General features: G+C 67.9%; 27 protein-coding genes and 4 tRNA genes. 11 read left to right on the top strand and 20 right to left on the bottom strand.

Annotated features, from left to right (window positions below; translation table 11 throughout):
* Window positions 1-58 precede the first annotated feature (58 nt).
* The 10 genes from rplL to ACWPKK_RS01810 form a co-directional block, all read right to left on the bottom strand.
* Window positions 59-436, bottom strand: a complete 378-nt coding sequence (rplL, locus tag ACWPKK_RS01855) for a 50S ribosomal protein L7/L12 (RefSeq protein WP_014246882.1) — start codon at window positions 434-436, stop codon at window positions 59-61.
* 58 nt (window positions 437-494) lie between these two features.
* The gene (gene rplJ, locus ACWPKK_RS01850) at window positions 495-1,019 is read right to left on the bottom strand and encodes a 50S ribosomal protein L10 (RefSeq protein ID WP_098740499.1); all 525 of its coding nucleotides are present in this window, start codon (window positions 1,017-1,019) and stop codon (window positions 495-497) included.
* Window positions 1,020-1,328: 309 nt separating this feature from the next.
* Complete coding sequence (gene rplA / locus ACWPKK_RS01845) at window positions 1,329-2,033, bottom strand: 50S ribosomal protein L1 (protein WP_452000685.1); 705 nt, start codon at window positions 2,031-2,033, stop codon at window positions 1,329-1,331.
* A gap of 4 nt (window positions 2,034-2,037) precedes the next feature.
* Entirely contained in the window at window positions 2,038-2,472 is a 435-nt protein-coding gene (gene rplK / locus ACWPKK_RS01840; protein WP_014246878.1) for a 50S ribosomal protein L11, read from the bottom strand.
* A 160-nt stretch (window positions 2,473-2,632) separates the two neighbouring features.
* On the bottom strand, window positions 2,633-3,163 hold the full coding sequence (nusG, locus tag ACWPKK_RS01835; RefSeq protein ID WP_014246877.1) for a transcription termination/antitermination protein NusG: 531 nt from the start codon (window positions 3,161-3,163) through the stop codon (window positions 2,633-2,635).
* Window positions 3,164-3,166: 3 nt separating this feature from the next.
* Entirely contained in the window at window positions 3,167-3,364 is a 198-nt protein-coding gene (secE, locus tag ACWPKK_RS01830) for a preprotein translocase subunit SecE (protein ID WP_014246876.1), read from the bottom strand.
* An 87-nt stretch (window positions 3,365-3,451) separates the two neighbouring features.
* Window positions 3,452-3,527, bottom strand: a tRNA-Trp gene (locus ACWPKK_RS01825).
* A 192-nt stretch (window positions 3,528-3,719) separates the two neighbouring features.
* The gene (gene tuf / locus ACWPKK_RS01820; RefSeq protein ID WP_014246875.1) at window positions 3,720-4,910 is read right to left on the bottom strand and encodes an elongation factor Tu; all 1,191 of its coding nucleotides are present in this window, start codon (window positions 4,908-4,910) and stop codon (window positions 3,720-3,722) included.
* Window positions 4,911-4,990: 80 nt separating this feature from the next.
* Window positions 4,991-5,064: transfer RNA gene (locus ACWPKK_RS01815), tRNA-Gly, on the bottom strand.
* A 64-nt stretch (window positions 5,065-5,128) separates the two neighbouring features.
* Window positions 5,129-5,214 (bottom strand) — tRNA-Tyr (locus tag ACWPKK_RS01810).
* A 141-nt stretch (window positions 5,215-5,355) separates the two neighbouring features.
* Here ACWPKK_RS01810 and rlmB point away from each other — a divergent pair.
* The 3 genes from rlmB to ACWPKK_RS01795 all read left to right on the top strand — a co-directional run bounded on the left by rlmB (window position 5,356) and on the right by ACWPKK_RS01795 (window position 6,918).
* The gene (gene rlmB / locus ACWPKK_RS01805) at window positions 5,356-6,255 is read left to right on the top strand and encodes a 23S rRNA (guanosine(2251)-2'-O)-methyltransferase RlmB (protein WP_452000681.1); all 900 of its coding nucleotides are present in this window, start codon (window positions 5,356-5,358) and stop codon (window positions 6,253-6,255) included.
* 83 nt (window positions 6,256-6,338) lie between these two features.
* Window positions 6,339-6,414: transfer RNA gene (locus ACWPKK_RS01800), tRNA-Thr, on the top strand.
* A 240-nt stretch (window positions 6,415-6,654) separates the two neighbouring features.
* Complete coding sequence (locus ACWPKK_RS01795) at window positions 6,655-6,918, top strand: hypothetical protein (RefSeq protein WP_014246867.1); 264 nt, start codon at window positions 6,655-6,657, stop codon at window positions 6,916-6,918.
* 121 nt (window positions 6,919-7,039) lie between these two features.
* Here the strand turns inward: ACWPKK_RS01795 and ACWPKK_RS01790 are convergent, their stop codons facing one another.
* Together ACWPKK_RS01790 and ACWPKK_RS01785 are read right to left on the bottom strand one after the other, a co-directional pair.
* Window positions 7,040-7,621, bottom strand: coding sequence for a polysaccharide biosynthesis/export family protein (locus tag ACWPKK_RS01790; protein ID WP_324870205.1), 582 nt, complete (start codon window positions 7,619-7,621; stop codon window positions 7,040-7,042).
* A gap of 334 nt (window positions 7,622-7,955) precedes the next feature.
* Window positions 7,956-9,224, bottom strand: a complete 1,269-nt coding sequence (locus tag ACWPKK_RS01785) for an outer membrane beta-barrel protein (RefSeq protein WP_452000679.1) — start codon at window positions 9,222-9,224, stop codon at window positions 7,956-7,958.
* 388 nt (window positions 9,225-9,612) lie between these two features.
* Here ACWPKK_RS01785 and ACWPKK_RS01780 point away from each other — a divergent pair, with 388 nt between their 5' ends.
* From ACWPKK_RS01780 to ACWPKK_RS01755, 6 genes are all read left to right on the top strand, one after another.
* Window positions 9,613-9,786, top strand: a complete 174-nt coding sequence (locus ACWPKK_RS01780) for a hypothetical protein (RefSeq protein WP_452000677.1) — start codon at window positions 9,613-9,615, stop codon at window positions 9,784-9,786.
* 385 nt (window positions 9,787-10,171) lie between these two features.
* Window positions 10,172-10,612: a MarR family winged helix-turn-helix transcriptional regulator gene (locus ACWPKK_RS01775; RefSeq protein ID WP_324870208.1), complete on the top strand. Its 441-nt coding sequence runs from the start codon at window positions 10,172-10,174 to the stop codon at window positions 10,610-10,612.
* A gap of 159 nt (window positions 10,613-10,771) precedes the next feature.
* Complete coding sequence (locus ACWPKK_RS01770) at window positions 10,772-12,070, top strand: ABC transporter substrate-binding protein (protein WP_452000674.1); 1,299 nt, start codon at window positions 10,772-10,774, stop codon at window positions 12,068-12,070.
* 166 nt (window positions 12,071-12,236) lie between these two features.
* Window positions 12,237-14,084 (top strand): ABC transporter permease, encoded by a 1,848-nt coding sequence (locus ACWPKK_RS01765; protein WP_452000672.1) that lies wholly within the window; start codon window positions 12,237-12,239, stop codon window positions 14,082-14,084.
* Window positions 14,081-14,824, top strand: a complete 744-nt coding sequence (locus ACWPKK_RS01760; RefSeq protein WP_452000671.1) for an ABC transporter ATP-binding protein — start codon at window positions 14,081-14,083, stop codon at window positions 14,822-14,824. The genes ACWPKK_RS01765 and ACWPKK_RS01760 overlap by 4 nt, the downstream gene beginning before the upstream one ends.
* Complete coding sequence (locus ACWPKK_RS01755) at window positions 14,821-15,534, top strand: ABC transporter ATP-binding protein (RefSeq protein ID WP_452000669.1); 714 nt, start codon at window positions 14,821-14,823, stop codon at window positions 15,532-15,534. The genes ACWPKK_RS01760 and ACWPKK_RS01755 overlap by 4 nt, the downstream gene beginning before the upstream one ends.
* Window positions 15,535-15,563: 29 nt before the next feature.
* On the opposite strand, the gene ACWPKK_RS01750 is transcribed toward ACWPKK_RS01755, so the two are convergent.
* The 7 genes from ACWPKK_RS01750 to ACWPKK_RS01720 form a co-directional block, all read right to left on the bottom strand.
* On the bottom strand, window positions 15,564-16,601 hold the full coding sequence (locus ACWPKK_RS01750) for an ABC transporter substrate-binding protein (RefSeq protein ID WP_452000667.1): 1,038 nt from the start codon (window positions 16,599-16,601) through the stop codon (window positions 15,564-15,566).
* Between the two features lie 49 nt (window positions 16,602-16,650).
* On the bottom strand, window positions 16,651-17,478 hold the full coding sequence (locus tag ACWPKK_RS01745; RefSeq protein WP_452000665.1) for an ABC transporter permease: 828 nt from the start codon (window positions 17,476-17,478) through the stop codon (window positions 16,651-16,653).
* Window positions 17,471-18,244, bottom strand: a complete 774-nt coding sequence (locus tag ACWPKK_RS01740) for an ABC transporter ATP-binding protein (protein ID WP_310114915.1) — start codon at window positions 18,242-18,244, stop codon at window positions 17,471-17,473. Before ACWPKK_RS01740 ends, ACWPKK_RS01745 begins: the two co-directional genes overlap by 8 nt.
* A gap of 176 nt (window positions 18,245-18,420) precedes the next feature.
* Window positions 18,421-18,753: a hypothetical protein gene (locus ACWPKK_RS01735; RefSeq protein WP_452000663.1), complete on the bottom strand. Its 333-nt coding sequence runs from the start codon at window positions 18,751-18,753 to the stop codon at window positions 18,421-18,423.
* Between the two features lie 73 nt (window positions 18,754-18,826).
* Window positions 18,827-19,987, bottom strand: a complete 1,161-nt coding sequence (locus ACWPKK_RS01730; RefSeq protein ID WP_452000662.1) for an ABC transporter permease — start codon at window positions 19,985-19,987, stop codon at window positions 18,827-18,829.
* A complete protein-coding gene (locus ACWPKK_RS01725) occupies window positions 19,984-20,862 on the bottom strand; it encodes an ABC transporter permease (protein WP_452000660.1) in 879 nt (292 codons plus the stop codon). The genes ACWPKK_RS01730 and ACWPKK_RS01725 overlap by 4 nt, the downstream gene beginning before the upstream one ends.
* Window positions 20,855-21,706: an ABC transporter ATP-binding protein gene (locus ACWPKK_RS01720; protein ID WP_452000658.1), complete on the bottom strand. Its 852-nt coding sequence runs from the start codon at window positions 21,704-21,706 to the stop codon at window positions 20,855-20,857. Before ACWPKK_RS01720 ends, ACWPKK_RS01725 begins: the two co-directional genes overlap by 8 nt.
* A gap of 588 nt (window positions 21,707-22,294) precedes the next feature.
* Here ACWPKK_RS01720 and ACWPKK_RS01715 point away from each other — a divergent pair.
* The gene (locus ACWPKK_RS01715; RefSeq protein WP_324867167.1) at window positions 22,295-22,924 is read left to right on the top strand and encodes a hypothetical protein; all 630 of its coding nucleotides are present in this window, start codon (window positions 22,295-22,297) and stop codon (window positions 22,922-22,924) included.
* Window positions 22,925-22,958: 34 nt separating this feature from the next.
* On the opposite strand, the gene ACWPKK_RS01710 is transcribed toward ACWPKK_RS01715, so the two are convergent.
* Entirely contained in the window at window positions 22,959-23,222 is a 264-nt protein-coding gene (locus ACWPKK_RS01710) for a DUF3126 family protein (protein ID WP_324867165.1), read from the bottom strand.
* A 305-nt stretch (window positions 23,223-23,527) separates the two neighbouring features.
* Between ACWPKK_RS01710 and ACWPKK_RS01705 the strand changes: the two genes are divergently transcribed.
* Window positions 23,528-25,225, top strand: coding sequence for a caspase family protein (locus ACWPKK_RS01705; RefSeq protein WP_452004694.1), 1,698 nt, complete (start codon window positions 23,528-23,530; stop codon window positions 25,223-25,225).
* The last annotated feature ends 12 nt before the right edge of the window (window positions 25,226-25,237 follow it).

Below are 25,237 nucleotides of genomic sequence, written 5' to 3'. Positions count from 1 at the left end.
CCTGGGGGACCGGCCGCCGTCCGGCGTGGAACTGTATGATCCGTAACGCAACAAGGTCTTACTTAATATCGACCTTGGCGCCGGCCTCTTCAAGCTGCTTCTTGATCTTGGCGGCCTCGTCCTTCGTGGCGCCTTCCTTGACCGGCTTCGGAGCGCCCTCGACCAGGTCCTTGGCTTCCTTCAGGCCCAGGCCGGTGATCGCACGGACTTCCTTAATCACGTTGATCTTCTTGTCGCCGGCATCGGCGAGGATCACCGTGAACTCGGTCTGCTCTTCGGCCGGAGCGGCAGCGGCAGCGGCCGGGCCGGCGGCGGCGACGGCCACCGGAGCGGCGGCGGAGACGCCCCACTTCTCTTCGAGGAGCTTCGACAGCTCGGCGGCTTCCAGGACGGTCAGGGCCGACAGATCGTCGACGAGCTTCTGCAGATCAGCCATGTTACTACTCCAAACGACTTGAGTTCTGGGGATGTGAAAAACGAGTGACTAGGCCTGGTTAGGCAGCCGCCTCGTCGTCCTTCTTCGCGTAGGCAGCAAGCACGCGGGCGACCTGGCCACCCGGAGCCTGGAGAACACCGGCGATACGGGTCGCCGGGGTCTGGATCATGCCCACGAGACGGCCACGCAGTTCGTCCAGCGACGGGAGCGAGGCGAGGGCCTTGACCCCCTCCGCGTCCAGAATCTGGGTGCCGAGGCTGGCGCCGACGATCTTGAGCTTCTCGTTGGTCTTCGCGTAGTCGGCCACCACCTTGGCAGCCGCAACGGGATCCTTCGAGTAGGCGATCGCCGTCGGTCCCTTGAAGAGACCGTCCAGACCTTCGAACTGCGTCCCCTGAAGGGAACGACGGGCGAGCCGGTTCTTCGTCACTTTGAAGCTGGCGCCAGCAGCCCGAACCTTCGCACGCAGGTCGGTGACTTCCTTCACCGTCAGGCCCAGATGGTGGGTGACCACCACCAGGCCCGTGTCCTGGAGCTTCGATTGCAGAGCCGCGATCGTCGCTTCTTTTTGTGTACGATCCACGGATCGCCTCCTTGCACAGAGGTTTACATGAACCCCCGTCCCCGAAGGGCCGGAGGTCCGGCGAACCTGTCCCAGAAGTTCAAGCCGTTCCTGAACCGGACCAACCGCACGCATGCGCCGGGGCCGGAGGGGTAAACGGGTTCAACTCCTGTCTGCGCGGGTGGATTTTAAGCCCTCCCCTTCCCTTGCGGTCGGGTTCGGACACCAGCGGTCTCGGACAGGGGTGGGTGGGCGCCGTTGGGGTTTCCCCCTCGGGCAGTCCACCCGGTCACCGCCGCTGCCCTGGGACAGCGGCGGCGAAACGGGTCGTCAGGCGGCGGGAGCCGACACGCTGGCGAGGTCGAGCTTCAGGCCCGGGCCCATCGTCGACGAGAGCGAGACCTTCAACAGGTACTGGCCCTTGGCGCCGGTCGGCTTGGCACGGCTGATGGCATCGATGAAGGCGCGGATGTTCTGGACCAGCGCCTCTTCCGAGAAGCTGACCTTGCCGACGCCGGCGTGAACGATACCGGTCTTCTCCGCACGGAACTCCACCGCGCCGGCCTTGGCGGCCTTGACGGCGCCGGCCACGTCGGGGGTCACGGTGCCCAGCTTCGGGTTCGGCATCAGGCCGCGCGGGCCGAGAACCTTACCGAGCTTGCCGACCACGCCCATCATGTCGGGCGAGGCGATGCAGCGGTCGAAGTTGATGTTGCCGGCCAGGATCTGTTCGGCGAGGTCGTCGCCGCCGACCACGTCGGCGCCGGCGGCCAGAGCCTCATCGACCTTGGCGCCACGGGCGAACACCGCCACGCGGACGGTCTTGCCGGTGCCGTTCGGCAGGTTCACGACGCCGCGGACCATCTGGTCGGCGTGGCGCGGATCGATGCCGAGGTTCATCGCGATCTCGATGGTCTCGTCGAACTTGGCCTTCGCGGCGCCCTTGACCAGGGTGACGGCCTGTTCCAGCGAGTAGAAGGAGTCGCGGTCGACGTTCTTGTAGGCGTCGGTCAGACGCTTGCCCAGCTTCGCCATAGGATCAGCCCTCCACCACTTCGAGGCCCATCGAGCGGGCGGAACCGGCGATCATCGTCGCGGCGGCGTCGACGTCGTGCGCGTTCAGGTCGACCATCTTCTTCTGGGCGATCTCGCGGATCTGCGAGGTCGTGACCTGGCCGACGAAACCGCCCTTGCCGGGGGTCGTCGAACCCTTGTCCTTGCCCGAAGCCTTCTTGAGGAAGTAGCTGACCGGCGGGGTCTTGGTCACGAAGGTGAAGGTGCGGTCGCCATAGGCGGTGATGACCACCGGAATCGGCATGCCGACTTCCAGGTCCGCCGTCTTGGCGTTGAACGCCTTGCAGAATTCCATGATGTTCAGGCCGCGCTGACCCAGCGCCGGGCCGATGGGCGGCGACGGGTTGGCCTTGCCGGCCGGGACCTGCAGCTTGATGTAACCGACGATTTTCTTCGCCATCTCACAACCTCCTGGGACGACGCGTCACGCTCTCGACCGGCTGGCCCGGCGCTGCGTCGCGGGGTTTTGCGGTTCGGCCATGGCGAGCCTCCCGCAACAGAATGGAGCCACCGATGCAAGCACCGGCAGCTCCGACACGAAACACTTTGGAACCTTGCGCTCAGATCTTTTCGACCTGCGTGTATTCCAACTCGACCGGCGTGGAGCGGCCGAAGATCGAAACCGCCACCTTGAGGCGGGACTTCTCTTCGTCGACTTCCTCGACGACGCCATTGAACGAGGTGAAGGGGCCGTCGCTCACTCGAACCTGCTCGCCCACCTCGAAGGTGATCGAGGGCTTGGGGCGCTCAAAGCCTTCCTGCACCTGATGGATGATCCGCTCGGCCTCGCGCTGGGAAATCGGCTGCGGCTTGCCGCCGCCACCCAGGAAGTCCGTAACCTTCGGCGTGTTCTTCACCAGCGACCAGGATTCGTCGGTCAGGTCCATCTTGACGAGGACGTAGCCGGGGAAGAACTTGCGCTCCGTGTTGATCTTGGAACCCCGGCGTACTTCGACCACTTCTTCGGTCGGGACCAGGATTTCCTCGAACTTGTCTTCCAGACCCTTCTGAGCCGCCTTTTCGCGGATGGCCTGGGCGACCTTCTTTTCGAAACCCGAATAGACGTGAACGACGTACCAGCGCGCAGCCATGTCTTAGCCTCCCAGCCCAAGGATCAAGCGAACGGCAACCGCCAGCACCTGATCGACGACGAGGAAGAACAGGGCGGCCAGCACGACCATGACGAAGACCATGGCGGTCGTGATGCCGGTTTCCTTGCGGGTCGGCCAGGTGACCCTGGCTACCTCGCGGCGGACCTCGCGCGCGAATTCTGCGGGATTGACTTTAGCCATCGTGCGAACCGTGCGAGCTCCGAAGCGACTGTGAAGGGCGCCGCTTTTACCCTAACCGTCGTTGAGACGGCCGTTATTGGGACGGGATGGCAGGAGTGGAGGGGCTCGAACCCCCAACCCCCGGTTTTGGAGACCGGTGCTCTACCAATTGAGCTACACTCCTATCTCCGTCCGGCCACACCCTTCGGCGTGGGACGCCGCTTAAAGCATTCTTTCGGCGGCGGTGTCAAGGCCTTTCGACCTGACTTTCGGAATAACTTTTTAGAACGGCTTTGCGGAAGCCCGACCGTACTCGTTACGCAGATAAAACTCCCCCGCCGAGCCGGAGCCCGACGGGGGAGGCAGGCTTATAGCATCACTCGACGATCTTGGCAACGACGCCGGCGCCGACGGTACGGCCGCCTTCGCGGATGGCGAAGCGCAGGCCTTCGTCCATGGCGATCGGGGCGATCAGAGCCACTTCCATGGCGACGTTGTCACCCGGCATCACCATCTCGACGCCTTCCGGCAGCGAGACCATGCCCGTCACGTCCGTCGTACGGAAGTAGAACTGCGGACGGTAGTTGGTGAAGAACGGAGTGTGGCGGCCGCCCTCTTCCTTCGTCAGGATGTAGGCTTCGGCCTTGAACTTGGTGTGCGGGGTGATCGAACCCGGCTTGGCCAGAACCTGGCCGCGCTCGACGTCCTCGCGCTTGGTGCCGCGCAGCAGCGCGCCGATGTTGTCGCCGGCCTCACCCGAGTCGAGCAGCTTGCGGAACATCTCGACGCCGGTGACCGTCGTCTTCACCGTGGCCTTCAGGCCGACGATCTCGACTTCGTCACCAACCTTCACGATGCCGCGCTCGACACGGCCGGTCACCACGGTGCCGCGGCCCGAGATCGAGAACACGTCTTCGATCGGCATCAGGAACGGACGGTCCTTCGGACGCTCCGGCTGCGGGATGTACTCGTCGACCGTCTTCATCAGCGCCAGCACGGCGTCGCGGCCGATCTCCGGCTGACGGTCTTCCAGGGCGCACAGAGCCGAGCCCTTGGTGATCGGAATGTCGTCGCCCGGGAACTGGTAGGAGGACAGCAGCTCGCGAACTTCCAGCTCGACCAGCTCCAGCAGCTCCGGATCGTCGACCATGTCGACCTTGTTCATGAACACCACCAGCGCCGGAACGCCGACCTGGCGCGCCAGCAGGATGTGCTCGCGGGTCTGCGGCATCGGGCCGTCGGCGGCCGACACGACCAGGATCGCGCCGTCCATCTGGGCAGCGCCCGTGATCATGTTCTTCACGTAGTCGGCGTGGCCCGGGCAGTCGACGTGCGCGTAGTGGCGGTTGGTCGTCTCGTACTCGACGTGGGCGGTCGAGATCGTGATGCCGCGCGCCTTCTCTTCCGGCGCCTTGTCGATCTGGTCGTAAGCGGTGAAGGTGGCGCCGCCGGACTCCGCCAGCACCTTCGTGATCGCCGCCGTCAGCGACGTCTTGCCGTGGTCGACGTGGCCGATCGTGCCAACGTTGCAGTGCGGCTTGTTCCGCTCAAACTTTGCCTTCGCCATCGCTTTGGTCTTTCGTTCCCGACGTTCCGGACGCACACAATGGCCCGGCCGAGATCGGTTTTCCGTGGCGCACGCGGGATTGGAGCGGGTGAGGGGAATCGAACCCCCGTCGTAAGCTTGGAAGGCTTCTGCTCTACCATTGAGCTACACCCGCCTAAGCATCCCGCCGGCGCGACCGTCCGGGGCAAACGCGATCACGGACAAGCCGTGGAAAGTAGTGGTGGAAGGGGCTGGATTCGAACCAGCGTACGCGTACGCGGGCAGATTTACAGTCTGCTGCCTTTAACCACTCGGCCACCCTTCCAATCCGCAGCCTGGCAGTGCCCGCCGCGGAGTTCGGCAATATGCGAATTTTTCAGACCTTGTCAACACGGGTTAAGCGGTTCACACCAGAAAAAATTCGGCCGCTGTTTCCGGCGGCCCCCTCCCCTCCTTCGTGGGTACCATGACGCGCTCAAAACATCCGGGTTCCGGCCGCCAGTCCGACAAGCATTCCGTCCACGCCGCGGGTACCCCGCGGGCGACCGCTCCGCGGCAGGAGCAAGCGGACGAGGGTGCGCGCAGCCGTCGCGGCGGGTCGAAAGGCAACCGCCCGCCGTCCGCGCGCGGGGTCCTTCTCTATGGCTTGCATCCGGTCGCCGCGGCTTGGACCAACCCCGAGCGGCGCATCCACCGGCTGCTGGCCACCGAATCCGGCCGGGCGGCGCTGGAGCCCGCCGTCGCCGCCGCGCGCGCCCAGGGACTGCAGCGGCCCGAGGCGTCGATCGTCGACCGGACGGAACTGGACCGCATGCTGCCGGCCGGCGCCGTTCACCAGGGGATGGTGATCGACACCTCCCCCCTGCCGGAGCTTGGGATCGAGGATCTCTGCAACGAATTGGCGGATGAGCCGTCGGCGGTGATCGTCGCGCTCGATCAGGTGACCGACCCGCACAATGTCGGCGCCATCCTGCGCTCCGCCGCCGCCTTCGGAGCCCGCGCGGTGGTGGTGACCGAACGTCACGCGCCGGAGACCACCGGCGTGCTGGCGAAGAGCGCGTCGGGCGCCCTGGAGGCGGTGCCGCTGGTCCGCGTCACCAACCTGGCCCGCGCACTGACCGATCTGCAGCAGAACGGCTTCTGGGCGGTGGGTCTCGCCGAGTCGGGCGCATCGACTCTGGCGAAGTTGAATCTGACCGGCAAGACGGTGCTGGTGATGGGGGCGGAGGGCAGCGGCCTGCGTCGCCTGACCATGGATCGCTGCGACACCATCGCCCGTCTGCCCACGGGCGGTCCGGTCGGCAGCCTGAACGTATCCAACGCCGCCGCCGTCGCCCTCTACGAGGTGGCCCGCCTGCGCGAGTGAGTGTCATCGCGCGCGAACACGGGCAAGTGCTTGTTTACGCGGAAAAGGGACGCTAAGGTGTGCGTCCCGCAAGCGTCGGGTGCGCCGGATTAGCTCAGCTGGTAGAGCAGCTGATTTGTAATCAGAAGGTCACGGGTTCGATTCCTGTATCCGGCACCACCGCGCGGGCTCTTTCACCCTTCTCCTCCCCGCAGCGACGACGCCATCGGAAGCCGAGCGGAGCGGCGGCCGTGGTAGGGGTTGCAAGAGCGAACAGGACGCCAGCCCGCGTCCTTCATCGGGAACTCCCCTGAAATTGGCCGCAGGGTCGCAGATCGTCGCACCGGGGAACCCTCGGCAGGCGGCGGCGGTTGGAGGAGGCGACAGAACGCCCCTCACAGCTTGTGCGAAAGGCCGACCATGACCAAGCCCCAGCGTCCCGAGTCGGGCCGTGACACGCCCACCACGCCCAGCGCGGAGGCCAACCGGATGCGCGCGGACATCGACCGCGGGTTGACCGGTGACAAGGTCCCGGCCACCGACCCCGCCGCCGCACCGCTCGGCACCGACGACGAGGCCGCCGGCACCACCCCGCCGCACGGCATCTCGCGCGATCCGGTGGTTCCCCCGAACCAACGCATGCCGTCGGGACAGAAGAAGGGCGGCGATACGCTGGACACCTGATCGCCACCGCCGGCTATCGCCGGACAGCAGAAAGCCCGGCCGGGACATCCTCCCGGCCGGGCTTTCCGTTGGTCGCCCTGGCGATGCCTGGGCTCGAATTTCCCAGGCTGAAATCCTGGGCTCAGAAATAGCGCTCCGGCACGCGGACCACGTCGTCCGGCATCACCGAGGTGGTGATCGGCGCCCGGCGGATTTCCTTCTTGGGATCGGCGCCGCGGGTGATCAGGACGTAATCCTCCTTGGCGCGATAGGTGTAGCCGCCGGCCATCGCCACCGCCGACAGGGCGGTCATGCCGTTGACATACTGGTACTGGCCGGGATTGCGCACTTCGCCCAGGATGAAGAAGGGACGGTGGTTCAGCACCTCGACGCTGACCTTCGGGTCCTTCACGTAGCCGGCGGACAGACGGGTGGAGATCTCCTTCTCCAGATCGCGGGTGCTGCGGTCCTTGGCCGAGACCTCGCCGATCAGCGGCATGGCGACCTTGCCGGTGCCGTCGACGCGGAACTCGCCGGACAGTTGCTCCTCGCCGAAGACGATGACGCGCAGCGCGTCGCCGGCACCCAGACGGTATTCGCTAATCTGGCCGACACTGGCGGTTTCCAACGGCGCGTCGTTGCCGGCGCAGCCGACCATGGCGACGGCGAGCGCAGTCAATCCGATCCCCTGGCCCAGCGCACGGATCACATGACGTCGATTCATCCCTAAACCCTTTCCCTGGCTGGTGGGTGCCTGCCGCAGCGCCCGGTCCGGCACGATGGTACGGTTCCGAGAACCCGTCCCATTCGCCGGCCGCCTTGCGGTGGCGCCCCTTGGTCACGCACCTGAATTCGGGTGGAGACTAGCAACTCGCAAGCGCTTGGGAAAAAGTGGAGAGGAATTACCGCGTTCGGATCTCTCCAGTACATCGCCCACGATAACAAAAACAGGCATAAGAAAAGGGCGCCCGTCATAGGACGGACGCCCTGTACTGTTCAGCGGAACCTTTAAGCCCTTCGGCCAGACTTCGCCGGTCGGCGGGCCTAGAACCGCTGGATTACATCTGCGCGCCGAGACGCAGGTAGATCAGGTTGTCGCTGTATTCGGCGGCGCTCACGTTGGAGCTGCGCTTTTCATAGGTGTAGCCGCCGGTCATGAACAGGTAGCGGTTCATCTGGTAGGTGCCGCCGACGCCGGCCGTATAGACCTTGTCGTTGCGGTCGTTGCCGTTGAAATCGTCCTGGCGGTACTGCAGGCGGCCGTTCAGCACCAGGGTGCGCAGCAGTTCGTGGTCCACGCCCAAGGCGAGGACGGTGCGGGTGTAGCTGGACGCGGTGCCGAAGCCCGGGCTGGCCGTGGTCTCGCGGACCTGGCGGCTGGCGGTGGCGCTGACGGCGGTCAGCTGCGTGACCGCCCAGTTCAGGCGCCCGCCGAAGGACAGGCCGCTGAAGTCCTCCAGCCGCGAATCCTTGTAGTTGCGGACCAGATAGCCGGCGAAGACCTCGCCGGTGATCAGGCCGGTCAAGTCGGTGGCGAGACCGCCGACCACCTCGTAGCCGTCCGAGTCGCGGTCGAGGCCGAAAGCGTCGCGGTCGTTCTTGTGACGGGTCCAGGAATAGGTGCCCTGGACGAAGGCCTCGTAGCCCTCGATGAACTCGTAGCCGACGCGGCCGACCGTGCCGTATTCCCAGCGGTCGCGGTCTTCCTGGCGCGCGATGCCGCCGCCGATCACGCCGACGTCGTCATACTCGCTGTACTGGGCGGAGCCGGACAGGCGGGCGCGCAGGCGGTTGAAGCGCTGGGTGTAGCCGGCCTCGCCGCCGCTGGTGCGGTAGACCACCGGCTCCGTATAGCCCGACAGGCTGTTGATGTCGCCGCGGCCTTCGTGGTTGCGGCGATGGAACAACTGGCCGTCCAGCGCACCGCCCTTGTTCACGTCGAACCGGCCAGCCGCCTGCAGGGCATAGTCGGTATAGTTCTCGCTGGAATTTTCGCGGTACCGGCCGGCATCGGCGGAGGCCGAGAAGTTCAGCGCGTGGGCGGCGAAGTCGGACTTGATGTCGACCCGCGGACGGACGGTCCAGATGATGTCGTCCTGGTGGTTGTCGCGGGTGGCGTAGACGTTCGTGTCGTAGGTGGCGCCCGCTTCCACCCGCGGCAGGAACAGGAAGGAGCCCGCGCGCAGGCCGAGCTGCTCGACCTCCGGCCGGCGACGCTCCAGCACGGTTTCGCCACGCTGCAGGTCATCCTGGGCGGCGGCGGGAAGCGACGTCAGCCCGGTCGACGCGAGAGCGAGGGCGAGAAGGGAAAGGGTGCTGGTCTTCATGGAGTCACCGCGCTTGGCTGGGTTCGGTCGGCTCACTGGGCCGGGATTCCGGCTCCTTCGTGGGAGTGCCCGGCCGCCGTCCTTTGTCGGGACCGGATGCGGACACATCCTCGGCAAAGACACAACAAGGCGTGCTTGCCATGCAACAGTGAAGCCCGCGCCACACCGCTTTTGCATCGTCCTGTGGTGTGGCCGCAACAAAAGCTCGCAGTCGGCCGAGAACAGCCTCGGCAGTGACCCGCTTGATTCCACCGCGTTTTTCAAATGGTCCTAAGATGAAGGTCATAGCCGGCTTCGGCTGGACTGGTCATACCGGGGGGCACCTGTTTGGAACCGGCCGGCCGGCATCGGGTTGTTCATGGCGAATCCTGATCAGGAAAGGTGCCTCATGACACGCCGACTCGACACCCCGCCCCCGCCACGTTCCACCAAGCGCCCGCCCGACGCCACCACCCCGCCCTACACGCCGGGCGGCGTAACGCCCCCGACGGGCGAGGGCGCGGAAAGCCCCGACGAGAAGACCGCCCCGCCCGACACCTATCCGCCCAAGCGGAGCCCCTGAGAAAGAGAAGCCTCGGAACAGTCGAGCGCCTGACAAGGATAGGCCGCGGGCACGGGCAGCCTCGGCAAACGATCTGTTCCGGCATCGCAACCGCCGGAACTTGCCGCGTCATCGACGCATGGCTTCCTTTCGGACTCTTGGGCCTTCTTTTGTTGCTCGCATCATGACGGATGCATTGCTGTGGCTCTATGACGCATCCGCGAAGGTTGCTCTGCGGTCATTGTCTTCCCTACGCTTTCCATGAGGAACGCATAATGGACGCATCGGATGGCGACAGGCGGCAAACGCCGCGCCATCCCTGCCCACGCAGCCGGGAGCGGCGGTCCGTGCCCGCCCCAGCCTTCGCCCCGGACCGAAGGCGGGCGCGAACCACGGGCCCGTTGCCATGGACGACTTCGGACGACTGCCTCCCGACGACTACCAGTTGGCCGGCCAGGTTCACCACCGCCTCCGGCGTGCGCACCAACGCGCCTCGGCCATCTTCATCGATCTGATCGGCGATTCGCTGCTGACGCCCACGCAATGGGCGGCGCTGGCCACCCTGTATGCCGAGGGTGCGCTGTCGCAGAACCAGCTCGGCCGGCTGACCTACATGGATCCGGCGACCACCCAGGGCGTGATCCTGCGGCTGGTGGAGCGCAACCTGGTCGAACGCCACCCCGACCCGCAGGACCGCCGCCGCACCAGCGTCAGCCTGACGCGGATCGGGCAGGCGTTGGTCATCGACCTGATGGCGAATGCCGCCGCCGCCCACGAACGCACGCTGGAACCTCTGTCCGAGGAGGAAAGAGTGCAATTCATGGCGCTGCTGGTCCGGCTGATGTGACGCGGGCGGCATCCGCCGGACTGCGAATCGGGCGTGGACGCGGGAAAACACCCGATCAGTCGGTGACTTTTGCGCGGGGTTTGCTATGAACGCGGTGTGTTGCGTCGCACCGCGACCCGGACACGCCGCTGGTCTCTCACGAACCGGGGTTCCCGCAGGATGAAGCACCGCCGCCCGACCGCCTCGCCGCTGGCGAAGCCCCTTCTCCCGGCCGCTCTGTTCGCCGCCGTGTCCTTCGCAACCATCGCCTCCACGCTGGCCGGCATCGGCCTGACGGCCGCTCCCGCCGCGGCGCAGTCGGCGAAAGGGCCGGTGACGTTCTCCGGCGCGCCGGTGCGGGTGGGCGAGATCAACAGCTATACCGGCCTGCCCGCCTTCACCATTCCCTACCGCCAGGGCTGGCAGCTGGCGCTGGAGGAGATCAACGCCCAGGGCGGCGTGATCGGCTGCTGTGAATTGCAGGTCGTCTCCCGCGACGACGCCGGCAAGCCCGACGACGCGGTCCGCGTCGCGCAGGAGCTGGTGACGAACGAGGCAGTGGACGTGCTGGCCGGCACCTATTTCTCCCACATCGGGCTGGCCGTGGCCGATTTTGCCGCGCGCAACAAGATGCCCTTCGTCGCAGCGGAACCGCTGACCGACGCCATCACCTGGTCGAAGGGCAACCGCTACACCTTCCGCCTGCGCCCCAGCACCTACATGCAGGCGGCGATGCTGGTGGAGGAGGCAGCGAAGCTGCCGGCCAGGCGCTGGGCCACCGTCGCCCCCAACTACGAATACGGCCAGTCGGCGGTGGCGTGGTTCAAGCAGCTGCTGAAGGAGAAGCGCCCGGACGTGGAGTTCGTGGCGGAGCAGTGGCCGGCCCAGGGCAAGCTGGAGGCCGGCCCGACCGTGCAGGCGCTGGCCGCCGCCAACCCGGAGGCGATCTTCAACGTCACCTTCGGCGCCGATCTCGCCAAGCTGGTGCGCGAGGGCGAGGGCCGCGGCCTGTTCCGCAACCGCAAGGTCGTCAGCCTACTGACCGGCGAGCCGGAATATCTGGAGCCGATGAAGGACGAGGCGCCGGAAGGCTGGATCGTCACCGGCTATCCCTGGGACCAGATCGACACCCCCGCCCACAAGGCCTTCGTCGCCGCCTACACCGCGCGGTTCAAGGACTCGCCCAAGCAGGGTTCCGTCGTCGGCTACACCACCATGAAGGCGATCGCCGCCGCGATCACCAAGGCCAAGTCCGCCAACGCGGAACCGATCGTCGATGCGCTGGCCGGCCTGACCATCGACAGCCCCTTCGGCCCGGTGACCTTCCGCGCGTCCGACCATCAGGCGACCATGGGCGCCTATGTCGGCACCACCACCGTCAAGGACGGCCGCGGCACCATGAAGGACTGGCGTTACGCCGACGGCGCCAACTACCTGCCGCCGGACGAGGCCGTGCGCAAGATGCGGCCGGCGGAGTAAGGCGCCGGGCTTCGAGTGCTCCCTCCTTCTTCGATTGCCCCCTCCCTAACCCTCCCCCACCTTCGGTGGGAGAGGGAACTGCCGCCGCTCTGCAACTGACTCCCTCTCCCTCGAAGAGGGGGAGGGTTGGGGAGGGGGCAAGAGTCCGCACCGAAACGACGAATACATGTCCTTCCTCCTCGTCCAGGCCCTCAGCGGGCTCGCGACCGCGGCGACGCTGTTCCTGGTGTCGTCGGGGCTGACCATCGTGTTCGGCGTGACGCGGATCGTGAATTTCGCGCACGGCTCCTTCTACATGGTCGGCGCCTATTCCGGCTGGTCGCTGATCGAGCGGTTCGGCGGCACGCCGGCCGGCTTCTGGGGCTCGGTCGCCGTTGCGGCGCTGATGATGGGCGTGCTGGGCGCCGCAATGGAAATCGGCCTGCTGCGCCGGCTCTACCGCTCGCCGGAGCTGTTCCAGCTGCTGGGCACCTTCGGCGTCGTGCTGGTGGTGCAGGACCTGACCGCCTGGGCCTGGGGGCCGGAGGATCTGCTGGGCCGCCGCGCGCCGGGGCTGAGGGGCTCCGTCGACATCCTGGATCAGCCCTTCCCACTCTACGACCTCGTGCTGATCGGTCTCGGGCCGCTGGTGCTGGGGCTGTTGTGGCTGCTGTTCAACCGCACCCGCTGGGGCACGCTGGTGCGCGCGGCGACGCAGGACCGCGAGATGACCAGTGCCTTGGGCGTCGATCCGGCGCGGCTGTTCACGGGCGTGCTGTTCCTCGGCTGCGCGCTGGCCGGGCTGGGCGGCGCGCTGCAGGTCCCGCGCGAGGCGGTGACCCTGCATATGGACATGGCGATCGTGGTCGAGGCCTTCGTCGTCGTGGTGGTCGGCGGCATGGGCAGCCTGACCGGCGCCTTCCTCGCCTCGCTGCTGATCGGACAGTTGCAGGCCTTCGGCATCCTGGTCTTCCCGCAGATCACGCTGGTGCTGGTCTTCCTGTTCATGGCGGTGGTTCTGGTGCTGCGCCCGCATGGCCTGCTCGGCCGGGCGGAGGAAACGCCACCGACCGCACCCGCCGCCGTCACCGTTCCGCTGTCGGCCGGTCGCCATGCCGGCGTTTGGGCACTGGCCCTGCTGGCGGTCATGGCCGCGGCACCGCTGGTCGCCGGCGATTACGCGCTGATCCTGCTGACCGAGGTGGTGATCCTCGCCCTGTTCGCCGCCAGCCTGCATCTGCTGATCGGGCTGGGCGGACTGGTATCCTTCGGCCATGCGGCATGGTTCGGACTGGGCGCCTATGGATCGGCCCTGCTGGTCAAGCATCTGGGCGCGCCGATGCCGCTGGCGCTGGCCGGCGCGCCGGTGCTGGCCGGGCTGGGGGCGCTGGTGGCGGGCTGGTTTTGCGTCCGGCGGTCGGGGCTGTATTTCGCCATGCTGACGCTGGCCTTCGCCCAGATCGTCTGGTCGATCGCCTTCCAATGGTATGCGGTGACCGGCGGCGACAACGGCATCCTCGGCGTCTGGCCGTCGGCCTGGGCGGCGGGCAAGGCGGCCTATTACTGGCTGACTCTGGCATTGTGCGGCGGGGCGCTGTGGCTGCTGCGCCGGGCGGCCTTCGCCCCCTTCGGCTATGCGTTGCGGGCCGGGCGCGACTCGGGCCTGCGCGCCGAATCGGTGGGCATCGACGTGCGCCGCTTCCAATGGATGGCCTTCGTTCTGGCCGGCACGGCGGCAGGTCTGGCCGGCGGGCTCTATGCCTTCGCCAAGGGCAGCGTCTTTCCCACCTTGCTGGCGGTGCCGCAATCGGTCGACGCGCTGGTGATGGTGCTGATGGGCGGAATCCAGACCGTCGCCGGGCCGCTGGCCGGCGCGGTGGCCTTCCACCTGCTGGAGGCCCAGGTGATGAGCATGACCGACTGGTGGCGGCTGGCGCTGGGCCTGATCATCGTCGCGCTGGTGCTGGTCTTCCCCAAGGGGATCGTCGGCTTCCTGTCCGGCCTGCGTTCGAAATTTGGGCGGAGGCGGGCATGAGCGAGCTGGTGGTGCGCGACCTGCAGCGCTCCTTCGGCGGGGTGCAGGCGGTGGGCGGCGTGTCCTTCACCCTGCGCTCCGGCGACCTGCTGGCGCTGATCGGCCCGAACGGGGCCGGCAAGAGCACCTGCTTCAACCTGCTGAACGGCCAGTTGCGGCCCGACTCGGGCTCGGTCAAGCTGGACGGGACGGAGCTGGTTGGGCTGCCGCCGCGGCGCATCTGGGCGCTGGGCGTCGGGCGCACCTTCCAGATCACCGCGACATTCGCCTCGATGACGGTGGCGGAGAATGTGCAGATGGTGCTGCTGTCGCGCGCCCGCCGGCTGTTCGGCCTGTGGCGTCCGGCCACCGCCCAGTTCCGCGAGCCGGCGCTGGCCCTGCTGGACCGCGTGGGCATGGCCGCCCAAGCCGACCGCCCCTGCGGCGTGCTGGCCTATGGCGACGTCAAGCGGGTCGAGCTGGCGATGGCGCTGGCGAGCGAGCCGACCGTCCTGCTGATGGACGAGCCGACCGCCGGCATGGCCCCGGCCGAACGGCTCGCCCTGATGGCGCTGACGGCGGAGTTGGTGCGCGAGCGCGGGCTCGCCGTGCTGTTCACCGAACATGACATGGACGTCGTCTTCGGCCACGCCACCCGCGTGCTGGTGCTCGACCGCGGCCGGCTGATCGCGGAAGGCTCGCCCGATCAGGTGCGCGCCGACCCGCGGGTTCAATCCGTCTATCTGGGAGGCGAGGCGTGAGCGAACCCCTGCTGACGGTGGACGGCCTCCAGGCCTGGTACGGCCGCGCCCATATCCTCGACGGCATCGCCCTGACGGTCGGCCGTGGGGAGGTGGTGGCGCTGATGGGCCGCAACGGTGCCGGAAAGACCACCACGCTGAAGGCGATCATGGGGTTGGTGGAGCGGCGCGCCGCGAGCCTGCGCTTCGACGGACGCGACCTGTCCGCCCTGCCCGCCCACCGCATCGCCCGTCTCGGCGTCGGCTATGTGCCGGAGGACCGCCGCATCTTCGCCGACCTGACGGTGGAGGAAAACCTGGAGGTCGGCCGCCAGCCGCCCCGCCCCGGTGTTCCCGCCTGGACGCCGGAAAAGCTATTCGAGCTGTTCCCTAACCTCGCGGAGATGCGCGGCCGCCGCGGCACCCGGATGAGCGGCGGCGAACAGCAGATGCTGACGCTCGCCCGCACGCTGATGGGCAACCCGTCGCTGCTTCTGCTCGACGAACCGTCGGAGGGGTTGGCGCCGCTGATCGTCAAGCAGATGGCCGAGGCGGTGCGGCGCCTGAAGGCGGAGGGGCTGTCGGTCCTGCTGTCCGAACAGAGCCTGTCCTTCGCCTCCGCCGTCGCCGACCGCGCCTGCGTCATCGAAACCGGCCGCCTGCGCTGGACCGGCACGATGACGGAGTTGATGGCCGATGCTGGGGTGAGGGCGGCGTATCTGGCTGTTTAAAGCCCTCTCCCGCCCCGGGAGAGGGAATGTCACTGCCCGGCGACGCTGAGATCCATTACCGACTTCGGGTCCAGCGCCTTGTCGACCTGCCCCTCCGACTGCCAGAACTTCACCTGGTTGACGATGTCGTCCACCAGCAGGCGGGCCTGCGGGTCGACATAGGGCAGGCCGGCGGCGACGATGTCCGGCTTCTGCTTGGTGGCGTCGGCGATGATGGTCAGCAACTCGTCATAGCCGGGGCCCTTCACCAGAGCGCCAGAGGCGTCCTTGCCATTGAAGGCGGCGTGGTATTCGGCCAGCGCCGTCTTGTAGGCGCGCATGAACTTCTCCACCAGCGGACGACGGTCCTTCATCGTCTTCGGCGACGTGAACAGGGCGCCCAGCTGCCAGGGCGTCTCGTCGCCGACCCAGCCCAGGATCTTGCCGGCGCCGTCGGCCACCAGCTGCCGCGACACGGTGGACGGCGCGATGACGGCATCGACCTGCCCGCCCTTGAAGGCGGCGACCATCTTCGGCACGTCCTGCAGCGGTACCATCGTCACGTCCTTGACCGTGAAGCCGTGCTTCTGCGCCAGCAGTCCGATCATGTAGTGGAAGGTCGAGCCGACGGTGGTGATGGCGATGCGCTTGCCCTTCAGGTCGGCCGGCGCCTTCAGCCCGGCGTCATGGGCGGCGTTGGTCGCCACATAGGCGCTGAGGGGGAAGCCCGGCTCGTCGCGGCTCTGCGCCGCGATGATGGTGACGGCGCCCTTGGAGGCGAGGTTGTAGAAGCCGGCGGTCAGGCCGGTCACGCCGAAATCTGCATCGCCCGAGGTCACCGCGACCGGCACCTGCTGGGCCGAGGTGAACATCTTCAGTTCGACGTCCAACCCTTCCTTCTCGAAATAGCCCTTCGCCTTGGCAATGAAGATCGGGCCGGAGGAGGACAGCGCCAGCACGCCGACCGTCGCCTTCTCCAGCGGTTGCGCCAGCGCGGCGGACATCAGGGTGCCGGCGGCGAAAGCCGCGCCGGCAGTGGCGATCACGGCGCGCCGGGTGAGGCGGGCCACGGTCATGGCGGCGGTCATGGACGGAAATCCTCCCGATGGATGTTCAGGTTTCTTGGGAAAAAGCCGGTCAACGCCAGTTCAGCAGGCGCCGTTCAAGCTGCGACAGCACGGTGCCGATAGCGAGCCCCAGCAGAGACAGCACCAGCACGCCGGCCAGCAGCGTGTCGGTCTGCATCAGGTTGCCGGCCATCAGCACGAAGGCGCCGATGCCGTATTCCGCCCCGATCATCTCCGCCGCCACCACCAGGATCAGCGCGATGGACGCGGTGATGCGGAAGCCGGCCAGGATGCCCGGCAAGGCACCCGGCAGAACGATGGAGCGCAGAATGGAGCGCCAGGGCAGGCCGAAGCTCTGTGCCATGCGGATCAGGTTGCGCGGCACGGAATCGATGGCGCTGTAGGTGGCGATGACGGTGGGGAAGAAGACGCCGAAGCCGATGGTGGCGAATTTCGACGGCTCGCCGATGCCGAACCACAGGATGAACAGCGGCAGAAGCGCGATCTTGGGGATCGGGAAGAAGGCCGACACCAGCGGCACGCCCACCGCGCGGGCGGTGGAGAAGATGCCCATGGCGAAGCCGACCAGCATGCCGCCCGCCGTGCCCAGCACCCAGCCGACGGCGATGCGCGCCAGCGACGCCTTCAGGTTCAGCCACAGCGAGCCGTCGGTCACCATGCCGGCCAGCGCGCGTCCTACCGCGCTCGGCGGCGGCAGGAACAGCGGGCTGGCGAGGCCGAGGCGGCTCGCCCCCTCCCAAATCGCGATCAGCAGGGCGAAGGCGGCCAGCGCCGCCCAGGGATGGCGTTTTACGGTAAAACCGCCACCGCGGAAGCGGACGGGCTGGCCCAGGGATGGGGCCGTCGAAACTGCGGTCGGGTTCAGGCTGTCAGGCACGGGCGATCTCCCGGTCGGCCATCTGGGCTTCGGCCTTCATCAGGTGCCACAGGCGGTCGCGCACTTCGGCCAGATGGGCCTGGGCCGACGGTTCCTGCCGGCGCTCCCGCGGCTCCTCGATGGTGACCAGTTCGCGGATGCGGCCGGGGCGGCGGCTCAGCACGCAGACACGGTCGGCCAGCCGCAGCGCCTCGTCCAAATTGTGGGTAACATAGAGGGCGGTGGTCTTCTCCCGCCGCCACAATTCCAGGAAATCATCCATCAGAAGCTCGCGCGTCTGGGCGTCCAGCGCCGACAGCGGCTCGTCCAGCAGCAGCATCGCCGGACGCACGGCCAGCGCGCGGGCGATGCCGACCCGCTGGCGCATGCCGCCGGACAGCTGCTTGGGCAGGGCCTTGCGGAACTCCGACAGCCCCATGCGGCGCAGGCCGCTGTCGATGCGCTCGCGCCGCTCGGCGGTGGAGAGCGGGTGATGCTCCAGCACCAGGGCGATGTTGTCCTCCACCGTGCGCCAGGGCAGCAGGGCGAAGTCCTGGAAGATGAAGGTGATCGGGTTCAGGCAGCCGTCCGGCACCTCCCCCTCCACCCGGATGCTGCCGGAGGTGGGGGCGACGATACCGCCGGCAATGCCAAGCAGCGTCGATTTCCCGCAGCCGCTGGGGCCGATCACGGCCAGGATTTCACCCTCCGCCAGCGTCAGGTCGATGCCGTCAAGGACGGTCAGATCGTCATAGCGGTGGGTCAGATCGGAAACGAGAAGCCTCATCGCGCCCTTTTATGCCTGCACCTTTGTCGGTGGGGTCCGACTGTTCGTTGGGCCTGCCACTATAGCGCGGCGTTCCGGCGGCGGAGAGGGGAAAGGCATCCCGCATTCCAGCCATACGGCAGTATGGCAGTGGCCGGAAGGCGTCAAGGTGCTGTCGGCTTCGCGACAGCGGGTGGTCAGGCGATGCCGATCACCGGACCGCCGCCAGCCGGACGCTCCAGCGCCCGCAAGGCGGTGGCACAGCGACCGACTGCGGCCTCCGCCAGACCATGGCGCTCGCTCAGGCCCGCTTCGTCCAATTCGTCGGGGGTCATCGCCTGCAACAGGACGCGCAAGGTGCGGACATAGGTGCGCAGAAGCGTGGCTTCCTCGGCATGGTTGCCCAGCAAACCCGCCTGACCGGCGGCATGCAAGGCGGCAAGCTCGCCGTCCAGCGACGCCGCAGCCATTTCGATGGCCAGAAGCGCCCGCGTCAGGCGGACATGCTTGAGAACGACGATGTCGGCCACGCCCACCTCCCCTGCCGGACGGAATGGCAGGAATTAAGCAATGGCCGTGCCAGCGCGGTCGCGCGAGGCGCGCTCAGCGCCCCCGCATCGATGGATGCCAAGCTGTCGTCGCCCGCTCCAGCAACGCCAAGCCGCCATAGAGGCCGGAACCGGTCAGCGCCGCCACCGCGATGGTGGCCCACACGATGTCCAGGTTCATCCGCGCCACCTCGGTGGAGATGCGAAACCCCATGCCGACCACCGGCGTGCCGAAGAACTCCGCCACGATGGCGCCGATCAGCGCCAGGGTGGAATTGATCTTCAAGCCGTTGAACAGGAATGGAAGCGCGTTCGGCAGACGCAGCTTGATCAGCGTACGGCCATAGCCGGCGGCGTAGCTGCGCATCAGGTCGAGCTGGATGCGTTCGGAGTTGCCGAGCCCCGCCAGCGTGTTGATCAGCATCGGGAAGAAGGTCATGACGACGATGACCGCCGCCTTCGACTGCCAGTCGAACCCGAACCACATGACCATGATCGGCGCGATGCCGACCACCGGAATGGCACTGGCGAGATTGCCGAGCGGCAGAAGCCCACGGGCAAGAAATGGCACCCGGTCGGCAAGGATTGCCACCAGGAAGCCGGCACCGCAACCCATGACATAGCCGCGCAGGACGGAGGTCAGCACAGTCTGGCGGAAATCGTCCCACAGCACCGGCGCATGGACGGCCAGCGCCGCGGCGATGCGGCTTGGCGGCGGCAGCAGGATCGCCGGCACCTGGAAGCCGCGGACCAGCACCTCCCAACCCACCAGCAGGCCGAGCCCGAACAGGCCGGGCACGACCACCGAACGTGTCCAGCCCGGCACCCCGGCCAGCACCCCCATCACCCGCCACTGCAACAGCGTCGCCGCGATCAGGAACAGCCACAGCCCCCAGCCGGCAGACAGGTCCATCCCCTCGTTCAGTAGATGCAGCGGCAGCAGCCACGCCAGCGCCACGCCGGCCAACTCCACCCAGGCGCCCCAGACCCGTTTCGGCGCGGACCGGCCGGCGACGACCGCCAGCACCACCCCGATCAGGAACAAGGGCGCCAGCGTCCCGCCCGTCATCCCGCCGAACCAGCCGACAGAAGAACCGCCCAGCGCGCCCACCGGCAGTGCCAATGCGGCCAGTGTCACTACGGCTATGGCGACCAGCCCCCAGTCCGCAGCCGTGCGCAGGCTGGTGCGGTAGGGATTCGCCGCAAGACCGCTCATCGCGCACCCGCCCGGCCCAGCAGGACCAGCTCCAGCCCGCGCACGACGGCGATCAGCGCCACCGACAGCAGCGAGGCCATGATCAGCGCCGCCCAGATTTGCACGGTCTGGCCGTAATAGGATCCCGACAGCAGCCGTGCCCCCAATCCGGCCTGTCCGCCGGTGGGCAACTCTCCAACGATGGCGCCGACCACGCTGATGGCGACCGACACCTTGAGGCTGGCGAACAGGAACGGCATGGAAGCCGGCAGCCGCAACGACCAGAAGGCGCGCATCCCGCTGGCCGAATAGGTCCGCATCAGGTCGAGCCAAAGTGGGTCGGCGGAGCGCAGCCCCTTCACCATGCCCACCGTGATCGGGAAGAAGCACAGATACATGCAGATCACCGCCTTCGGCAGCAGCCCGGTCAGCCCGATGTTGCCGAGGATGACGACGATCATCGGCGCGATGGCGAGGATCGGGATGGTCTGCGAGGCGATCACCCAGGGCAGAAGGCTGGCCTCCAGCGTGCGGGTATAGACGATGCCGGCGGCCAGCAGGATGCCCAGCACCAGCCCCATCGCCAGCCCGGTCAGCGCTGCTTCCGCCGTGACCCAGGTATGGAACAGCAGGTTGCGTGGGCTGGTCGGCGCGTAGCCGGTCAGGGAGTTCCACAACTCCGCCACCACCTGACCGGGGGTGGGCAGGATCGGGCGCTTCATTGCATAAGCCTGGGCCAGCACGTCTTTGAAATCGGCGGGGCCGAAGCCGGTGGGCTTGCCGGCGCGGGCCAGCGTCTCCACCGCCTGCGGCCAATTCAGCCACGCCGCCCCGATGTACCACGCCGCCAGCAGGAGCAGCGTCATCACCGTCACGGGAAACGCGCGGCTAATCATCGTAGCTGTGCCCTTCCTTCAGCCCCTCGCGGACGCGGTGGGCGATGGCGGCGAATTCCGGCGATTCGCGGATGTCCAGCGTGCGCTCGCGCGGCAGGGAGTTGCAATCGATGACGTCCAGGATGCGCCCCGGCCGCGGACTCATCACCACGATGCGGGTGGAGAGGAACACGGCCTCGGCGATCGAATGGGTGACGAAGACGCAGGTCTTGCCGGTCGCCCGCCACAGCTGGGTCAGGTGCAGGTTCAGATGGTCCCGCGTGATCTCGTCCAGCGCGCCGAACGGCTCGTCCATCAGCAGCAGGTCGGGCTGCAGGGCCAGAGCGCGGGCGATGGAGACGCGCTGCTGCATGCCGCCGGACAGCTGCCAGGGGAACTTGCGCTCGAAGCCGATCAAGCCGACGCGCTCCAACTGTTCACGGGCGCGCTGCTGCCGGTCGGCCTTGGACAGTCCCATGATTTCCAGCGGCAGCATCACGTTGCGCTCCACCGTGCGCCACGGGTACAGCGCCGGGGCCTGGAAGACATAGCCGTAGAGCCGCTTCAGCCGCGCCTGCTCCGGCGTCATGCCTTCGATGGCGATATGGCCGGAGGTCGGCCGCTCCAGATCGGCGATCACGCGCAACAGCGTGGTCTTGCCGCAGCCGCTGGGACCGATCAATGAGACGAAATCACCCCGGGCGATGGTCAGGTCGACCTCGCTCAATGCCGTGACCGGCTTGTCCGCGGTGGGGTAGACCAGCGAAAGTTTGCGCGCCTCCACCACCACAGGCGGGACGGACTGTGCCGAGCCTTGCCGGAGAGCGGTCGTCTCCCGGACATCGAGCGGATTTGGGAAGGTCACGGGCGACGGTCCTTCGCAGCAGGCCAGGCGCGGCAGGTCAGGCTGAGCGGGTCGGTCTGAAAAACGCCTGCGTGAACGCTACCACCGCCCCGGTTGCAGCACCAGGGGCGTAGAGCCGAGCGCAACTGGGGCAGCAACGCCCAGAAACAACCTAGCGGCAATTTCACCAAGGATCCGCAATTGGCATGCGGATGCATGCCTTGTAATCTCGCGCCACCGGACGCGCGTCATGCGCGGCCGGCAACCGAGAGGAGGTGACGCGAGTGAGAAAATTCCTGAAGTGGCTTAGCCGCTTCTGGTTCAAGCTGAAGTTCGAGTTCGAAGCGGGCTTCAACACGGACCAGGATCGGTAAGGCCAGACGTGGCGGGGCCGGGAAACCGGTCCCGTCATTCAGGAAAGCGGCTCGCGTCACCTCCTGCCCCCGAGAGTACCATGGCTCCCGCCATTTTCAAGGCGGCGAGCGGCAACCCCGCCCTTGGCACGCAACGCGGGTATACGGCCGATTCGGGCAACACGCGAAAGAACTGGACGGCCAACACGCGGCCGGAACAGGATCACGCCCCCGCCCCTGCTCCGATCCCGCCGAAATGCCAGCCGCCAAGCCACCGCCCAGTCTGGAGATCACCCGCGAAGACGGTGCGGCCGGCGCCGTCTTCGTGGCGAGGCCGGTGCTGACGCCGGTGATCCGCACCCGCTATCTGCTGATCGCCGGGCTGCTGGCGACGGGCTTCGTCGCCGGGGCCGGGCTGGCGCCGGAACAGTTGTCCGACATGCTGCAGTGGCTGGCCGTGTTCTGTGCGGTTCCGGTACTGCTGTTGTGGGTGGTGACGCTGACGGAGACGGTACAGCGCCGGGCCGTGCGGCTGGGCGTGACGGCGCGCGGATTGACGGTGGACGGCGCCCGCATTCATCCGCACGAGACGATCCGGGATCTGGCGCTCTACCCGATGGTCGGCGGCAAGCCGCTGTTCGTCGCCTGGATCGATCCGGCCCACGATTACGGACACAAGGCGGAATTGAAGCTGGTCGCCGGCGACGTGGCGCCCAACGACGCGGTGAAGGCGGAGCTGAAGGCCGCGGGCAGCCGCAACGTGCGGCTGGTCATGCATCGGCGCGGCGGGCACAAGGCGATCGTGCTGGTGCGCGGGCTGACCTTGTCGGGCGGGCAGACCCTGCTGGCCGCCCTGGCGGCGGAGCTTCGCGCTCACAGCCGCTAGGGCGTCAGGAGAAGGTCGGGGAAGAGGCCAGCGATCAGCGGCGCGGGATGGCCGGAGGCTCCGGCAGATCCTCTTCCAGGATGACGACGTTCAGGGCGTAGGAGACCTCGCCCTCATCCTCGTCACGGTTCAGCGTGCCGAAGAACTCGCCATCCACCGTCACCTCGGCCGACTGGCCGGCCTTGGCCGGCGGCTCGATCACGATCTTCTGATTGCCCAGCGTCTTGCGCAGGTACATCTGCACGCGGGCGATTTCGGTGTCGGACATCCGGACGGCGGACGGCTTTGCGGGCGGCATGGCGAACCTCGTTGTCTGCGAAGGAGCGTCATATAAGCGGCTTCGCCGCGAAGGGAAAGCGATACCTCGCGCCTTCGGCGAGCTTGTTCGGCGAGTTGGGCCGGGACCCGCAACGCTGCCGAGGCGCAGGCCCCTTGTCCGCGCGGGGTAATGCCGCCACCGCTTCACGACCCGAAAGAGCGGGGCCCCGGAGCAGCGGAAAAGGCTATGCTCCCGGCGGCGGTACGCAGCCCGGCGGGCGGCGGCACGAATGGTCGCGCCTTGCGGGAGGCCGCCGCGAAGACGGAGGACGGAACGCCTTGACCATGATTGCCCGGCCGCGTAGCGCCGCATTCCCCACCACCCGGCCATGGAGACGGACCCTTGCGGGGACCGTTCTCACCGCGGCGCTGCTGGCTGCCCTGCCCTTTGGCGCGGCCGCGGCCGACAGCGGAAAACGGGTGGCGCTGGTCATCGACAACGGACGCTACAGCGGGCTCGACAGCCGGTCGGAACAGGCCGCCGCCAATGCGGGGGCGATGGTGTCCGCACTGCGCAAGGCCGGCTTTGCGGTGACCCGGGCCGACAATGTCGGGCGGGTGGCGATGGAGTCGGCGCTGGAGCGATTCCGCGAGGCATTGTCCGGCGCCGACCTGGGCTTCGTCTACTACACCGGCCTCGCCGTCGGGCTCGGGGAACGGGAGTATCTGCTGCCCGCGGACGCCGTACCCTCGGGGGCGGAGGATTTGCCGCGCACGGCGCTGGACCTCGACACGGTGCTGGGCGACCTGCGGGACAGCGGGCGCAAGGCGGTGGTGGTGATCGATCCGGGCACGGCCGACGCGCTGGCCCAGCGGGTCGGCGGCGGCGCGCTGGGAACGCCGATGGAAGCGGACGGCCTGTTCGTCGTCTATGCCCACCGTCCCGGAGTGCCGCCGGTGCCGCCGCAATCGGCGAAGGGGCCGGCTCCCTTCACCGCCGCACTGGCGCGCGAGATGACCAAGCCCGGCGTCACCTTCCGCGATTCGCTGGCCGAGGTGGCGCGCTCCGTCGCCGAACGGAGCGAAGGGCGCCAGCTGCCCTGGCTGCAGGACCGGCTGGGCACCACGCTGGTCCTGGTGCCGGCCGTCGCCGCAGCGCCGAAACCGCCGGCCGCCCCATCGCCCGACGTGCCGCCCCAGGACCAGCCCACCCAGGCGAAGAAAGAGCCGCCGCCAAAGGAGCCGCCGCCGGCGGTGACCACCCCCAGCCTGCCGCCGGGCGAGTATGAGGTGGCCAAGTCCGGCGTGCTGTTCGACCGTCCGGCGGTGGGTGCCCGCGGCATTGCGCAGCTGCCGGCCGGCACCGTGGTGACGGTGCTGGAGGCGGTGCCGGAAGGAAGCTGGCTGCGCGTGCGGGATTCGGCCGGGCGGAACGGCTACGTCACCGCCGGGACCCTCGCCGCCCGCTGGGCCGACCCGTCGCCGCTGGCCGCCCGTTCCCGCGGGACCGTGGAGGCCGGCCCCTCCTTCGGCGATCCGGCCGCCGAGCCGCCGGCCACCGGCAGTTCCGATCCGATCCAGACGGAAGAGCCGCGCAGCTTCCCCACGCCACCGCCGGGCACCGCATCCACGGAGCCCGACGGCCCGGCCGTTGCGGCGCAGCAGCAGGCGATGCGCGCGCTGGGCGATGCCCGCACCGCGGCGGAGCGGGCGCGCAGCCGGCCGGACAGCCGCTATTGGAGCTATGGTTTCTCGGCTGGCGACCGTTATGAAGGCACCTGGGTGCAGCCGTCATCGGGCTCGGGCCTGGGGCGGCCGATCCGCCAGGGCGCCGGCGTCTATCACTTCGCCAACGGACAAACCTATGAGGGCGAATGGTCCGGCGACCTGATGTCCGGCTATGGCGTGATGACCTTCACCGACGGCAGCCGCTTCGCCGGGCGTTTCAGCAACGGCCAGCCGGATGGGCCCGGCGTGTTCCACTATGCCAACGGCGGACAGAGCGCCGGGATGTGGCGCGGCTCCGTCCGCCTCGACCAGTGACCGTCTTGTCCG

Source organism: Azospirillum largimobile, assembly GCF_977007025.2.
The sequence above is the reverse complement of the archived record's forward strand: the minus strand, read 5'-3'. Positions and strand labels throughout refer to the sequence as shown.